This window comes from Kyrpidia spormannii, from assembly GCF_002804065.1.
GTDB classification, from domain to species: Bacteria; Bacillota; Bacilli; order Kyrpidiales; family Kyrpidiaceae; genus Kyrpidia; species Kyrpidia spormannii.
The window spans coordinates 452678-467206 of sequence record NZ_CP024955.1 but is presented as its reverse complement, the minus strand read 5'-3'; the positions used below and the strand labels follow the sequence as shown (position 1 = coordinate 467206).

The 14529-nt window shown below is 60.7% G+C and carries 13 protein-coding genes and 1 pseudogene; 1 reads left to right on the top strand and 13 read right to left on the bottom strand.

The genetic code is table 11. The features are described from left to right. Positions 1-75: 75 nt before the first annotated feature. The 12 genes and pseudogenes from CVV65_RS02420 to CVV65_RS02365 all read right to left on the bottom strand — a co-directional run. Positions 76-876 (bottom strand): OmpA family protein, encoded by an 801-nt coding sequence (locus tag CVV65_RS02420; RefSeq protein ID WP_197945540.1) that lies wholly within the window; start codon positions 874-876, stop codon positions 76-78. After that, the gene (locus CVV65_RS02415; RefSeq protein WP_100666792.1) at positions 863-1654 is read right to left on the bottom strand and encodes a flagellar motor protein; all 792 of its coding nucleotides are present in this window, start codon (positions 1652-1654) and stop codon (positions 863-865) included. Before CVV65_RS02415 ends, CVV65_RS02420 begins: the two co-directional genes overlap by 14 nt. Further along, complete coding sequence (locus tag CVV65_RS02410; RefSeq protein WP_100666791.1) at positions 1654-2904, bottom strand: PDZ domain-containing protein; 1251 nt, start codon at positions 2902-2904, stop codon at positions 1654-1656. Before CVV65_RS02410 ends, CVV65_RS02415 begins: the two co-directional genes overlap by 1 nt. Positions 2905-3010: 106 nt before the next feature. Beyond that, the gene (locus CVV65_RS02405) at positions 3011-4432 is read right to left on the bottom strand and encodes a S41 family peptidase (RefSeq protein ID WP_100666790.1); all 1422 of its coding nucleotides are present in this window, start codon (positions 4430-4432) and stop codon (positions 3011-3013) included. A 246-nt stretch (positions 4433-4678) separates the two neighbouring features. Beyond that, positions 4679-5563, bottom strand: coding sequence for a permease-like cell division protein FtsX (ftsX, locus tag CVV65_RS02400; RefSeq protein WP_100666789.1), 885 nt, complete (start codon positions 5561-5563; stop codon positions 4679-4681). Continuing rightward, a complete protein-coding gene (gene ftsE, locus CVV65_RS02395; RefSeq protein WP_013076147.1) occupies positions 5560-6240 on the bottom strand; it encodes a cell division ATP-binding protein FtsE in 681 nt (226 codons plus the stop codon). The genes ftsX and ftsE overlap by 4 nt, the downstream gene beginning before the upstream one ends. A gap of 271 nt (positions 6241-6511) precedes the next feature. Continuing rightward, entirely contained in the window at positions 6512-6727 is a 216-nt protein-coding gene (locus tag CVV65_RS02390) for a hypothetical protein (RefSeq protein ID WP_100666788.1), read from the bottom strand. Positions 6728-6917: 190 nt separating this feature from the next. Further along, positions 6918-7748, bottom strand: a complete 831-nt coding sequence (locus tag CVV65_RS02385; protein WP_100666787.1) for an urease accessory protein UreD — start codon at positions 7746-7748, stop codon at positions 6918-6920. Positions 7749-7750: 2 nt separating this feature from the next. Next, positions 7751-8422 carry an urease accessory protein UreG gene (ureG, locus tag CVV65_RS02380; RefSeq protein WP_100666786.1) on the bottom strand — a complete coding sequence of 224 codons (672 nt, stop codon included), beginning with the start codon at positions 8420-8422 and terminating at the stop codon, positions 7751-7753. Positions 8423-8492: 70 nt separating this feature from the next. Further along, positions 8493-9206, bottom strand: coding sequence for an urease accessory protein UreF (locus CVV65_RS02375; protein ID WP_100666785.1), 714 nt, complete (start codon positions 9204-9206; stop codon positions 8493-8495). Positions 9207-9219: 13 nt separating this feature from the next. After that, complete coding sequence (ureC, locus tag CVV65_RS02370; RefSeq protein ID WP_100666784.1) at positions 9220-11271, bottom strand: urease subunit alpha; 2052 nt, start codon at positions 11269-11271, stop codon at positions 9220-9222. Positions 11272-11366: 95 nt separating this feature from the next. Beyond that, positions 11367-11666: pseudogene (locus CVV65_RS02365) on the bottom strand (urease subunit gamma); the annotation flags it as partial. A gap of 386 nt (positions 11667-12052) precedes the next feature. On the opposite strand from CVV65_RS02365, the gene CVV65_RS02360 reads away from it, so the two are divergent. After that, positions 12053-12883: a potassium channel family protein gene (locus tag CVV65_RS02360; protein ID WP_100666783.1), complete on the top strand. Its 831-nt coding sequence runs from the start codon at positions 12053-12055 to the stop codon at positions 12881-12883. Positions 12884-12894: 11 nt separating this feature from the next. Here the strand turns inward: CVV65_RS02360 and CVV65_RS02355 are convergent, their stop codons facing one another. Then, positions 12895-14526, bottom strand: a complete 1632-nt coding sequence (locus CVV65_RS02355; protein ID WP_100666782.1) for a long-chain fatty acid--CoA ligase — start codon at positions 14524-14526, stop codon at positions 12895-12897. Positions 14527-14529 lie beyond the last annotated feature (3 nt).

The following is a 14529-nucleotide window of genomic DNA, read 5'->3' as shown; positions in this document are numbered from 1 at the left end:
GTTTATCCCAGTCCACCAGCCATCCGCCGTCGAGCCGTGATTTCCGCAGCCCGATACAATCGGCCAATTCCCATCTCAAGGGCCGGACAGATTAGGCGCCTGATCAGCAGGTCCGTTGATTGCGCTCGTGCGTTCAATGGTGATGTTCACCCGTCGGTTCAACGCCTGCCCCTCGGGATTGTCGTTTGAAGCCACCGGTCTCCACTCTCCGTACCCCGTGGCGGACAGGCGCTTCGGATCAATGCCCTTGGCCTGCAGGTACTCTAGCACCGTCAGCGCCCGGGCCGTGGACAACTCCCAGTTCGACGGAAACTGGGCGGTATGGATCGGACGATTGTCCGTATGCCCCTCGATCTCCAGAGGATTGCCCACCTGGGCGAGAAACGGGAGAAGGCCGTCCAACAACTTGCGGGCCTCGGGCTTGAGATCCGCCTTTCCCGTATCGAACAGGATGACGTCTCTCAGACTAATGAGCAGCCCTTTGGGTTTGTCCTCCACCACCACTTGGCCGGCGACGCCCTGTTTCTGAATGAACGACTGCAGCTGGAGCTTGATCTGGGCCAACTGGCGCTCTTCCGCCACCTGCTCCGGCGTTTTTAGAAAATCTGGCGCTGGAGGGACCTGCCCGGGCGGACCCGCCGACGGTTGGGCCGCGATGAGTCCGGTGGTGCCAAGCCCCTTGAGCTGCACCTGGTTCTGGTTATACAGCGCTTGGGACAACGAGGCGGAAAGATTGACGAATTTATACATGTCTACCTTCGACATGGTGTACATGATCACGAAAAAAATCATCAACAAGGTGATCAAATCGGAGTATGTGATCAACCAGCGTTCCTGGTTGATCTTTTCAGCCTCAGGCCGCCTACGCCGCCTCACGACTGTCGCCCTTCCTCTCCTCGACTTCGCGCCATTTCGGCGGTAAGAAAGCCTTCAATTTCTGGCCGAGCAAAGTCGGATTCTCTCCGGCCTGAATCGAGAGCACCCCTTCGATAATCAACTCCCGGATCATGATTTCTTCTTCACTGCGCAGTTTCAGTTTGGTTGCGATGGGAAAATAGATCAAGTTGGCCGATGCCACGCCGTACAAGGTAGCAATAAAAGCGGTGGCGATAAGGGGTCCGAGGGACTGTACATCGCTCAAATTGCTGAGAACGTGGACCAATCCCATCACCGTGCCGAGGATGCCCATGGTCGGCGCGTATCCGCCGGCGGACTCGAAAATCGCTACCCCTTGGCGGTGGCGATTTTCCAGAAACTGAACATCGGTCTCGAGCATGGTGCGCACCAACTCCGGATCAACCCCGTCGACGATCAATTGAATGCCTTGTTTCATAAAAGGATCCTCGAACTCCTCAATTCGTTCTTCCAGAGCCAGCAGCCCTTCTTTGCGGGCGGTGCCGGCCAACTCCACCAGATCGCGGATCAACCGGTGCGGGTCTTTCGTCTTTCCAAAAAAGGCCACTTTCAATAAAGCCGGGATGGCCCGGATCTGGTCCCGGGACAAGCCCACCACCGTCGCGGCGAAAGTGCCGCCAAAAACAATGAGGGCCGCCGTGCCCTGAAAGAGTGCATAGATGTCTCCCCCTTCGAGCACAAAGGCGGTCACCAATGCGCCGATACCGGCGATCATACCGAATACCGATGCAAAATCCATCACCCTTCACCCCTAACCGGTTCTTTCCTGGTCGATCGCCCGCGGAGGAACTCGCTCAATATCGAAAAAGTACGGCCGAGAACGGTCAGAACCTGCGCCTCCACTTCTTCTTCCTCACCCGGAGAGGCGACCACCCCCAGAAGATGCGGTTCGCCTTCATAACGGCTGCGGGAGCAGATCCGCACATCCCCGGCGGGATCCCGCACTTCCATGCGCACAAAGGCCGGCTGAAGGCGGATCGCCTCATACAAAGAGGTCAAAGAATGAACCTCCCGCCCGTTGACCTCCGTCACCGTGTCCCCGGGCCGAAGTCCAAGAGCCGCCGCTGGGGAGCCGGGCACCACAGCCAACACCCGGATCCCGCCCGGCCCTTGGGCAAAGCGGGGCGACCCCGACCACTCCCGCCGGAAACTCCACAAGCTGATCCACTCCCGGGCAACCGGGGCAAAAAGGGCGGCCACCCAGGCGAGGGCGGAACGTTCCCGCGCCACCCAAGCGAGGGCCAGGAGGATGCACCCGAATAACGCGATCATCCCTGCACTGGCCAGGGCTCGCTCCCGAGGTAACCGGGCCACCGCCGCCGTTTCAAAGCCGACCGTGATGGGAACTGGCGCAAGGCCGCCAGGAAGAATCGCACCCGCCGGCCAAGAAAGGAAGGAGGCTGTCGTCACCGCAGGCATCACCCAAAATTGCTGCAGGAGGTACCCTCCCACAGCTCCGCCCCGGCGTCCGGGCAAGTGCGCGGGGATGGCCCATAAGTGGCCGATCACCGCCACGAGCGCACCTTCCACCACCCCGAAAACCCCGGCCGCCCCCAGCATCGAGGACACATCGAGATGAGTCAAGCCCGCCCAAAACCCCGCCCATCCTGTTGGAATCCATCCTTGGGGGAACCATCCGGCCGCCAGGCTCGCCAAGCTGACAACTCCCGCCCCATAGGCGAAAGTCATCCACCGACTGCGCACCCATCCCAAAACCAGGGTGACGGCAGCTGCCCATGCCACGCCCGGCCCCTCCCCGGCGAGCCCCAGGACCCACAGCACCATTGAGGCCACGAATCCACCGGCCATCCCCAGGACCAGGGACATCACCCACCGAATCGACGCCGGGTGCATCCTGACCCCGTGCAACCGCCGTTCCACCCGGACCTGGGCCAAGTACCTGAAAAGGACCGTCAGGGCGGCCCACCACGCGAAAGGTTCCGCCCACACCGCGACAACCGCCGGAACCACTGCGCCCCAACCGGCCATGGTTTCATCCCCCCGAAAACAAGAAACCCCACAGATTCCTCTGCAGGGTATAACTTCGACACCGGATCCTCCGATCCCTGTTTATGTTTAACCGTGATCCGGATCCTCAGACCTTTATTAAAGACTTCAGCACCTCGATCCCTTTTTGCATCACCGGGTCGCTCTGCTTTTCCTTGGCGATGACCGCATCATTCAAAGCCATAGCCGTATCCGGGTCGAGGATGCCGGTGGGCGAAAGCCCCTTCGCCTGCTGAAACGCCCGCAAAGCCTCCGTAGTCTGCGGACTGAAATACCCATCTGTCCGTCCCGGGGAGTACCCGAGCGCCTCGAGAAAATTTTGCATGATCTTCACGGAGGTGTCTGTACTATCAGGAGTTATCGGCCTTGTAATGGACAACGGAGGCAACTGCCAATAGTACGGCAGGGCCACCGGGTAATTCGGTTGGATTCCCTTTTGGTGAATCCAATTCCCATCCGGCGTTAGCCATTTGGCCATGGTGTACTTGATGTTGCTGCCGTCGGGAAAATCAAGCTCCGTCTGGACCGTTCCCTTGCCGAACGATTTTTGTCCCACCAGGGGATCGTGGGCCGCCTCCTGCAGGGCCGCGGCGAGGATTTCCGCTGCACTGGCGCTGCCGCCGTCAATCAGGGCGACCACCGGAAAGGGCGCCCTGTCCAGGGTCGAACGATGGACGTCCTTCCTCCCCGCCCGGTCCACCACTTGAACGATAATCCCGTGGTTCGGGATGAGTTTATTGGCGATTTCCAGGCACGCCTCCAGATACCCCCCGGGATTCCCGCGCAAATCCAGGATCAAGCCGCGCATTCCCTGGGCCTGCAGCTTGGCGAGGGCATCGTCGAACTCCTTGCCGGTGTTCTCGTTAAACTGGGTAATGGCGATTCGCCCGATTCCCGGCTCCACCATGGACGAATCCACGGTGGTCAAGGGAACGGTGTCGCGTACCACTTTGATGTGCAGGACATCTTTCACCCCTGGGCGCTGGATCTCCAGATCCGCCACAGTGCCCTTTTTCCCGCGGATTAGCAAAACCGCGTCGTTGACATTCATGCCTTGGAGACTTTTTCCGTTCACAGACAGAATTTGGTCGTTGGCCCGAAGGCCCGCCTTTTCCGCCGGCGAACCCTTGATCGGCGCCACCACGACGATCTTCCCGTTCTCCGCTTTGACCTCAGCGCCGATGCCCTCGAAAGAGGACCCCAGCGATTCGTGAAACTGTTGAGCCGTCGATCGGTCCATGTAGCTGGAGAAGGGATCGCCCAGAGCCTGGACCATGCCTCCGATGGCGCCGTCCACCAATTTTGCATCGTCTACCGGTTGGTAGTACTGCGCTTTCAAAGTTTGAAAGGAACGAAACAACTTTTCGAATTCAGCCCGGTCCGCCGCCGTCAACGGTACCCCGGGACTGAGCAGGTCGCCCCGCCACTGGAGAATTCCATAGGTGCCGGCGCTCCCCACGATCAGGGCCAGGACCACGGCGATGACCAGACTGCGAAAACGAACTTGCATGAACGCAGCACCACCCCTGACTCAATGTACGGCGCCCATCGACACCGTCTTACCTTGTATCTTGGCCAATCTCAGCCGCCGAGACAATAGCTGCATCCAGACAATCCGGGCGGTTCACCCGACCCGGCGCCCCGTCGCTCCGGGAGTCGTGGCAAACCGCCCGCGCTCGCCCGTTTTCTTCCATGAGCCACTGGCCGTCCCGGCGCACCCTGCGGAGCCCGAGCCGAGGAAACTTTTTACCTTTCCTCACACCCGCAGGAAGCGCCGCATCGATACCACGCTGCCCCAAACCCCGATAAAAGCCCCCACCCCCAACAGCAGGGCCGCCATCTGTTCAAGCAGGGGATGAGCAGGCACCAACTGAAAATAATAGAAGCTCGGTACGGCATCCACGAGGTATCGATACGCGACGACGATGACCACGATGGGGAACAGTGCCCCCAGTGCCCCGAGGAAGATCCCTTCCACAAAAAATGGCCAACGGATGAACCCGTTCGTGGCGCCCACCAGTTTCATGATCTCGATCTCCCGCCTCCGGGCGAAAATCGTCAGTTTAATGGTGTTGGCGATGAGAAACATGGCCGTAAACAAGAGCCCGACGATGAAAATCAAACCGATGTCCCGGACGATCCGGGTCACCTGGAACAACCGCTCCACCATGTCCCGGGCGTAACGCACCGAGTCCACCTCGGGCAACTTCTCGATGGCCGCCGCCACCTGTCCCGTCATCCGCGGATCCTTTGCCTGCACCACGAATTTGTCGGGCAGGGGATTTTGCTTATCCAGCCCATCGAGCAAATTGCTGTCCTGTTTGAGCGACGCCCGCAAATTGGCCAGCCCCTGCTCCTTGGACACGAAGGTCACCTTCGCCACATCCGGGCGGGCCACCAGCCACTGTTGCACCGCCTTGATCTGCTCCGGCGTGGTGCCGTCTTTTAGAATCACGTTCATCTGCACCTGCTGCTCCACTTGCCTGGACAGGTTCTGGACGTTCCAGGCCATTACCACAAACACGCCCAGGATGAGCAACGTCACCGCCACGGCGCTGATCGAGGCGACGGTCATCCACCCGTTACGCCCCAGGTTCAGCAGGCCTTCGCGGCAATGTCGACCCAGGGTACGCACCTTCATAATCCGTAAACCCCCCGCTCCTCGTCACGGACGATCCGGCCTTGCTCAATGGCGATCACGCGCTTTTTGCGGGTGTTCACAATATCCCGGTTGTGCGTCGCCATGACCACCGTAGTTCCGCGGTCATTGATCTTTTCCAGCAAGCGAAGAATCTCCCAGGACGTTTCCGGATCCAGGTTTCCCGTGGGCTCGTCCGCAATGAGCACCACCGGATTATTCACCAGAGCCCGGGCCACCGCCACCCGCTGCTGTTCCCCTCCGGAGAGCTCATTAGGCCGGGCGTGCATCTTGTGGGACAGCCCCACCAGCTCCATCACATCCGCCACTCGACGTCGAATCTGCCGCCGGGGCATCTCGATCACTTCCAGGGCGAAGGCCACGTTTTCCGCCGCCGTCAGCTGTGGAAGCAATTTGAAGTCCTGGAACACAACGCCAATATGGCGGCGCAGATAAGGAATGCGCCGCTCCCTCATGCGGTCGATATTGAAACCGTTCACGAAAATCTGCCCTTTCGTCGGCCTCTCCGCCCGGTACATCAACTTGACGAAGGTCGACTTTCCGGCGCCGCTCGGTCCGACCACGTATACAAATTCCCCCCGGTCGATCCGGATATCGATGCCTTGAAGGGCCGTCGCACCGTTCGGGTACGTCTTCCATACATCGTGCATCTCGATCATGCCGGCGATGTCCCTCCCTCTGCGTCCGCCGCCCGATGCGAGGATGATCCATAACCAGATTCGACACTGTAAATAAAAATTCCTGTCCGATTCGCCAAATCGGACAGGAATCGACACAGTCGTTTTTTCCCATCTCGCATCCGGGCAGCCACCCGCCACCCGCAGCACCCCTGAGCCCGTCCTGGGTTCTACGGGTGGGCCGTCACCCGCTCCGCCGGACGGGGCGGACCGAGGTGCAGATCGGTCTTCCCGCCGTTTCAGCCCCATAGAATCAAAGGTAGTTCCATACCCGGCGCCGGCGATGCCACCGACGGACCGGCTTCGGCCGGTTCGCCTCGCCGGCGGCCGTCAACTCGTCGATGCTCTCCTGGAGTTCCATGTGGCGCACCAAAAGCTTTACCCGATCCTCCGGCGAAGCAAACAGATACATCTCCATCACTTCGTCCTTTTGGCGCTCCAAGTCGCGCAGCGTCTTCACTTGCGCCATCCTCCCCATCCTCCTCTCGGGTATCCGCAGATCGGCGTCGGGACCGGAAAACCGGCACCGCCGAGGCCTTTATTGTTGCGTTAGCTAAATGGCAACTTTGCTTATTTGTACTGTACCAAAAAGAAACGTTATATGTCAAGTTAACCTAACGTAAAATTGCTCCAAAAATCGCCGCTTCTTTACGCGCCCTTCAAATAGATCCCGGCTTCCGCACCGGCCAAGCCGGACTGCCGATCAAACACGGCCGCAGAACTTCCCTGACACGGTACACCCATGCCTGCAACGGCCGCACCGACCGGCTCAGGGCACGAAGGACACAGCCCCCTCGCTCCAGGCGGGACACGCCACCGTAAATCTCCTCCTCACCGGCCTCCGTCACTTCCCGAAGAAGTTCGATTTCCTCCTCTCCCAACTGATCGGACACCACCCACAGCGTGGCCATGTGGGTAAACTCCCCCCAGGCGGTACCCATCGGCATCCCGGCCGGTTCTATCCACAGCGAATCCCACGCCGTCCACACCCCATCGCAATAAATGGACGTTTGCAGGCGCAAGTCCGCAAACCGAAACACCTCCCCCATTCCCCACCGCCCCGGCGTCACCGTTTCCGCCACCAAGGCGACTCCTCCCGCAGCCACTTCCAGCACCGTCTCTCCGCGGTGGCGAGACCCGGCAAAGGGCACCACCGGGTCGGGAAAATATTCCAAAACGGCGCCCCGTTCCACCCGGAACCGCTGAATGAGCACGCTCTCCGCCTCTTCGGCCCCGGGGTGGAGGCGGCAGGACGATTGGGTGGTCAAAAAGAGGCGCGCCCCGGGACCCAAGGCGCACGCGATCTCGTACCGATCGCCGCCCAAAAGACCCGGGGACGCGTCCATAAGGTAAATCACCATGGTTCCGTCCTCGGCGTAGAACGGTTTCGCCACCTTCAGCGGCGCCTGTTGGTAACTGTCGGCAAGCACCGTCCGGCCCCCGCGCACCGCCGCCGTCCCCCGCCACACTCCGTGGACCCGCCGCTCCATCCTCAGCCGGCCGCCTCGGCCCTGTGATACTGATCGGCCAGCCAGCGGGCGATATCCGCCACCCCGACATTTTTCATCAAATTCGTGAACACGAACGGCCGGTCGCCCCGCATCGCCCGGGAATCCCGGTCCATCACATCCAGGCTCGCGCCGACGTACGGAGCCAGGTCGATCTTATTGATCACCAGGAGGTCCGACTGTCGCACCCCTGGGCCGCCCTTCCGGGGAATTTTGTCCCCCTGAGCCACATCGATGACGTAAATGAACAGATCGGCCAATTCCGGACTGAAAGCCGCCGCGAGATTGTCTCCGCCGCTCTCGATGAAAATCATATCCAGATCCGGAAAACGCTTCTCCAATTCTTCTACGGCATCCATGTTCATCGAAGCGTCCTCCCGGATGGCGGTGTGCGGACAACCTCCCGTCTCCACCCCAATGATGCGCTCCCCGGGAAGAACGCCGGTTCGGACCAGAATCTCCGCATCCTCTTTCGTATAAATATCATTCGTAATTACCGCCACACTGTAAGTATTTTTCAGCTCCGCGCACAATTTTTCCACCAAAGCCGTCTTTCCGGATCCCACCGGCCCTCCGACCCCCACCCGCATCGGCCTGCCGCCGGCAAAACTCCGATGCCGCCACTCGTGATGATGATGATCATGACCTTGACACACGGACTCTTCCTCCTTGGTCTCACTCGATTTCTTGTCCGCGCGATCGCTGGCCGGAGACGACGCCGGCCGATCACGACATGAACAGCCTGGAATACAGCGTCTCGTGGCGAATTCCCGCCACCTCTTGAAACACACACGCCGCCCCCATCTGCCAGGGTTCCGGACGGAGCCGAACGATCTCCCCCGCCACCGCCTCCACATCGGGCAAAAGATCCCGAATCGTCCTCTGGGCGTCGGTCTGGCCCACCACCGACAGGCGGAGCGCGCATTGGACCACCCCGACCACCCCGGCATACAGATACCCCGCCACGGCGTCCTCGGCCCCGCCGCCGAGATGCGCCCACAACCATCCGTGGACCACCGGGGCCTGGCCGAAGCACCCCCCTTCTTCAATCCATCTCCGGTACCTTTCGATGCCGGCTTCCGGGTACACCGCTTCCGCCAGTCGAACATACCGCCGACCGATCTTCACACTCCCTTCCCGGGATTCCCGCGCCAGCCGGATGAGAGTGAGACGCCGGTCCACCTCCTGGAGGCGCTCCTCTCCGAGCGAGCCCGGGGAGGTGAGTCCGCCTCCCGACACGACGGCGTGGGCACAAAACACCCCCACCCCGTCGGTCCGACCGGTTCCCGCCCACACCGACGCCTCCAGCCATCTGCGCAGCTCCCCCGGACCGGACACGCGGCCTTCCCGCACCGCGGTCTCCAGGCCGAACGAGTGGGCGAACGCGCCGGTGGGAAATGCGGAATCCAACAGAGGCAGCCCCCGCAGATCGAGACGCATTGCCCGTCCCCCTTCAAAAAAGAAAATACCGCTGACCCATGGAGACGGTCCGGATCGGTTCACACGCCGCCAGGACACCGTCCACCCAAACCTGATAGGTTTCCGGATTCACCTCGATCCGGGGCGTGGCGGAGTTGTTCACCATATCCTTTTTTCCTAGGTTTCGACAGTTCTTCACCGGAACCACCTCCCGGCGCAATCCCAACCGATCCCGAATGCCCGCCTCCCAAGCCGCTCTGGACACGAAGGTAAAACATCGACCCGGGGCGGCCGCCCCGAACGCCGCGAACATCGGCCGGCCGAACACCGGCTGGGGCGTGGGAATCGACGCACCCGCATCTCCCATGGCGGCATGGACGATCATCCCGCCTTTGATCACCAGTTCCGGTTTCACCCCGAAAAAAGCCGGTTTCCAAAGCACGAGATCCGCCCATTTGCCCGGTTCCACCGAACCCACGTAATCGGCGATCCCGTGGGTGATGGCCGGGTTGATGGTGTATTTCGCAATGTAACGCTTCACCCGCTCATTGTCGTTGTCGCCCCGTTCTTCCGGAAGGCGGCCCCGCTGTCGCTTCATTTTGTCCGCCGTCTGCCAGGTCCGGAGAATCACCTCGCCCACCCTTCCCATGGCCTGGGAGTCGGAGCTCATCATGCTCAGCGCTCCGATGTCGTGAAGAATATCCTCGGCCGCGATGGTCTCCGGGCGAATGCGCGAATCGGCAAAAGCCACATCTTCGGGGATCCGGCTGTCCAAATGGTGGCAGACCATGAGCATATCCAGGTGTTCATCGATGGTGTTCACCGTAAACGGCCGGGTGGGATTCGTCGAGGACGGCAGGACATTCGCCTCGCCCGCCAGGCGAATGATGTCCGGAGCGTGGCCGCCGCCGGCCCCTTCGGTGTGATACGTGTGAATCGTCCGCCCGGCGATGGCCGCAATGGTCGTCTCCACAAACCCCGCCTCGTTCAAGGTGTCTGTATGGATCGCAACCTGCACGTCATGCCGGTCCGCCGCCCGAAGGCACGCGTCGATGGCCGCCGGGGTGGATCCCCAATCTTCGTGAAGCTTCAGCCCGGCCGCCCCGGCCAGGATCTGCTCGTCCAAGGCGGCCTCGGTCGAGGCGTTGCCTTTGCCTAGAAAGCCGAGATTGACGGGGAAACCCTCCGCCGCTTCCAACATGCGATGAATGTTCCACGCCCCCGGGGTACAGGTGGTGGCATTGGTGCCCGTGGCCGGCCCGGTCCCGCCTCCGATCATCGTCGTGATTCCCGAAGCCAGGGCGACCTCCACTTGTTGCGGACAAATGAAATGGATGTGGGTATCAATCCCGCCCGCAGTCACGATGCACCCTTCCCCCGCCACCACTTCAGTGGAAGCGCCGACAATCATGTCCGGGCGCACCCCGTCCATGGTGTCCGGGTTTCCCGCCTTTCCCACTCCGACGATCCGCCCATTTTTGATCCCGATGTCCCCTTTGACAATGCCCCAGTGGTCGATGACCAGGGCGTTGGTGATCACGAGATCGAGGACGCCGTCCCGGCGGAGCGCCCTGGCCGACTGTCCCATCCCGTCCCGCAGCACCTTCCCCCCGCCAAACTTGCATTCATCGCCGTACACGGTAAAATCTTTTTCCACTTCGACGACCAACTCGGTATCGGCCAAACGAACCCGATCACCGACCGTGGGTCCGAACATCCCCGCATACGCCTCCCGGGTCATCACCAGCCCCCCTCCCGGGGTCGGGGAGCCGTCGGCTCCCCCGGCAGGACCGTTCACACGCCCGCGATGGCCGTACACCTCCCGGGTCCCGCCGAATTCCACCAGGGTGACCTGTTTCTCCTCCCCGGGCTCGAAACGCACCGCCGTCCCGGCGGGGATGTTCAGCCGCATTCCCCAGGCTTTTTCCCGATCGAAATCGAGCGCCTCGTTCACTTCGTAAAAATGAAAATGCGACCCCACCTGGATGGGGCGATCGCCCCGATGGACCACGGTGATCGTCACCATCCGCCGCCCCTCGTTGATCCGGATGACGTCGGGACGCAGGAACAATTCCCCCGGATTCATCGTATCGCCGCCCCTTCCCCAGTCACAGCGCCCCCATCGCCCGCACCGGGGTCCGCGTCGCCCCGATCGGCGTCCCCGCCCGGCTTTGCCTTGGGCTGAATCGGCCGGTGAACCGTCACCAACTTCGTCCCGTCCGGAAAGGTGGCCTCGACCTGGACCTCTTCGATCATGTCCGCCACGCCTTCCATGACGTCGTCCTCGGTGAGCAGCGTCCGGCCCCACTGCATCAACTCCGCCACCGATTTTCCGTCCCGGGCCCCTTCGAGAATTTCGTGGGTGAGAATGGCCACCGCCTCGGGATAGTTGAGCTTGAGCCCTCGGCTTCGGCGGCGCCGGGCCAGATCCGCGGCCACCACCACGAGCAGCTTTTCCTTTTCCCGCTCCGTCAGGTGCATTCCGCCCCCTCCTTCCCCCAACCCTATCCCCCATGGGTCACTGCGAATCAACTGCTTCCATGATAGAAAGATTCCGTTCATCCGTCAAGAATATATCTTACAATGTATGTTAGATTCTACTTTAGCCTCATTCAGCACGCTTACCGGCGATCTCTCGAAATCTGGCGGTCGCTTGATCAACATCTATGGTCATTGAACTCGAGCGCCACTCTCTCTTCGGCAACGCCCTGCTTCGAGGCCGCCGTCCTCGTGATCCTGATCGATGGATATTTGTGCCTTCGTCCCCGATTCCACCGAAAGACCCATTGCCGCCCGGTGTAAGTTGGTCTATATTTTGACATGACAAAGTGATCGGCGCGGAGAACGCGCCCGCAGGAGGAACGGTTGTGGACGGCGAGAGCGGACCAAAGCGACGGAGCAACGAGACCGCCGGCGTGTTCGGCGAGGCGTGGCAAACCATACGGACATCTTCCATTTTCGTCAAAACGGTGGGCACACTGCTTCTGACGGCGGTGCTGTTGCTCTCCCTCACGCCGGTCGTGGCCGTCATTCCGTTTCGGGCGGGGTTGGGGGCGCTGATCATCGGGTTTTGGGCGCTGGGGCTGGCGGTGGTCGCGTACCACAACTGGCCTCTGTCCATGGGCCTGTCCGCCGTTCATGTGGTCCTGTTGCTCCATCTCAACGGAAGCCGACTCTTTTCTGACGCCGCCGCCAACTTCTCGTCCACCGGACTGCTGCTCATCCTCAGTTCAATAATGTACGTGGAACTGTTGGTCCTCATGATCTATTACGCTTACAAAATCAGTTTACAGCGGCGCCCTCGTCCCCTGGCGGAACATCCTTGGGCCGGGCTGTTGTTCCGCCTTGATCTGACCTTGTACAGGCTCCGGATTCTCGTCATCCCGGTGCTCTACGTCGTGATTGTGATCGTCACCATCCTGACCTTTGGCCAGATTTACAACGATCTCATCTCTTTCACGCCAAACAACATGATCTATTTCAGCACCGGAGAAACCATCGACCCTTGGGACACGGTCTATTTTAGCTCGGTGACCTTTTTTACCATTGGCTACGGGGACATCATTCCCCAGGGGCGCCTTTTGAAGCTGTTCGTCCAACTCGAAATGGTGATCGGCCACCTCATCAACGTGTTTTACGGCGCCATACTCCTCAACTTTGTGGTCACCAACATCGCTCGCCCCCGCCGGGACAACTAAGGCCACCACAATCATTGCGCCGCGTCCGGCACGTTTCGGGGATACCAATCCTTAAATTGTTCCCTTAATTTCGACTTCAGGAACTTCCCCGCTGAAGTCCTCGGAATCTCATCCAAAAACACAAAGCCGTCCGGCAGCCACCATTTCGCAAATCGGGCCGCCAAGTATTCCCGCAGTTCTTCCTCCCCTGCGTCGGCCCCCCGCTTCAACACAACCGCCGCCACGGGGCGCTCCTGCCATTTTGGATGGGGAACCGCGAAGACCGCTGCTTCGGCCACCGCCGGATGACCCATGAGGGCATTCTCCAGGTCGAGAGAGCTGATCCACTCGCCGCCGGATTTGATCAAATCCTTGGCCCGGTCGGTGATCTTCACATACCCTTCCGGATCGATGACGGCGATGTCCCCGGTGCGGAACCAGCCGTCCTCGGTAAAACTGTCGGCGCTCTCCGGGCGATTGTAATAAGACGCCGCCACCCAAGGCCCCCGGATCTGGAGCTCGCCCATCGTCTGGCCATCCCAAGGCGCCACGCCGTGTTCGCCCACGATCCGCAGATCGAGCAACGGAAGGGCATAGCCTTGTTTGGCCCGAAAGGCGTATCGTTCATCCTCGCTGAAGTGTGACAACGTGGATTTTACATGGCCCAGGGTCGCCACCGGGCTCGTTTCGGTCATTCCCCAGCCGTGCACCACCTTGAGCCCGAAACGGTCGAAAGCCCGGATCATCCCCTCCGGCGCCGCCGCCCCGCCCACCAACATGCGCATGGGCTGAAGCCTCCATCTCTCCGGTTCCCGCTCCAATTCTTGCACGATCCCCAGCCAAATCGTCGGCACTCCGGCCGTCACCGTCACCTGCTCCGCCTCGTAGAGCTCAAGCAGGCTCACCGGATCGAGATGGGGACCTGGAAAAACTTGCTTGGCCCCCACCATCACCGAGGTAAAAGGCAGTCCCCAGGCGTTGGCGTGGAACATCGGCACCACCGGAGTCACGGTATCTTCTTGGGCTATGCCCACAGCCCCCGCCATAGCGCTGGCCAGAGAATGAAGGACCAGCGCCCGGTGGGAGTATACGACCCCCTTCGGTTTCCCCGTGGTCCCGGAGGTGTAGCACATCCCCGCCGCCTCGCGTTCATCCAAATCCGGGTATTGAAAATCCCCACTTGCCGTCGCCAAAAACTCCTCATAGCTCTCGTAACCATCCGGAATCTTTTGACGACTTAGGGGAACCACGAAAACCCGTTCCACCCCAACCCGATCCTTGACTTGTTCGAACAAGGGTACTAGGACGTCGTCCACGAGAAGGAACCGGTCTTCCGCATGGTTCATAATGTAGGCGATGTCGTCGGGATGCAGCCGCAGATTTAACGTGTGCAGCACCCCTCCCGCGGCGGGTATACCAAAATACGCCTCCAAATGGGCGTAATGGTTCCACATCAACGTCGCCACCCGGTCACCCCGCCGCAGTCCCGCTCTTTGTAACGCTTCGGCTAACTGCCGGCTCCGGTGGTAGAAATCCCGGTAACGATACCGGTGATACGACTTGTCTGGTCTCCTCGACACGATTTCTACATCCCCGAAGTAGATCCCGGCATGCTCCAGAAACGACGTCAACAAAAGGGGGGTATCCATCATGGTGCCGTACATGTC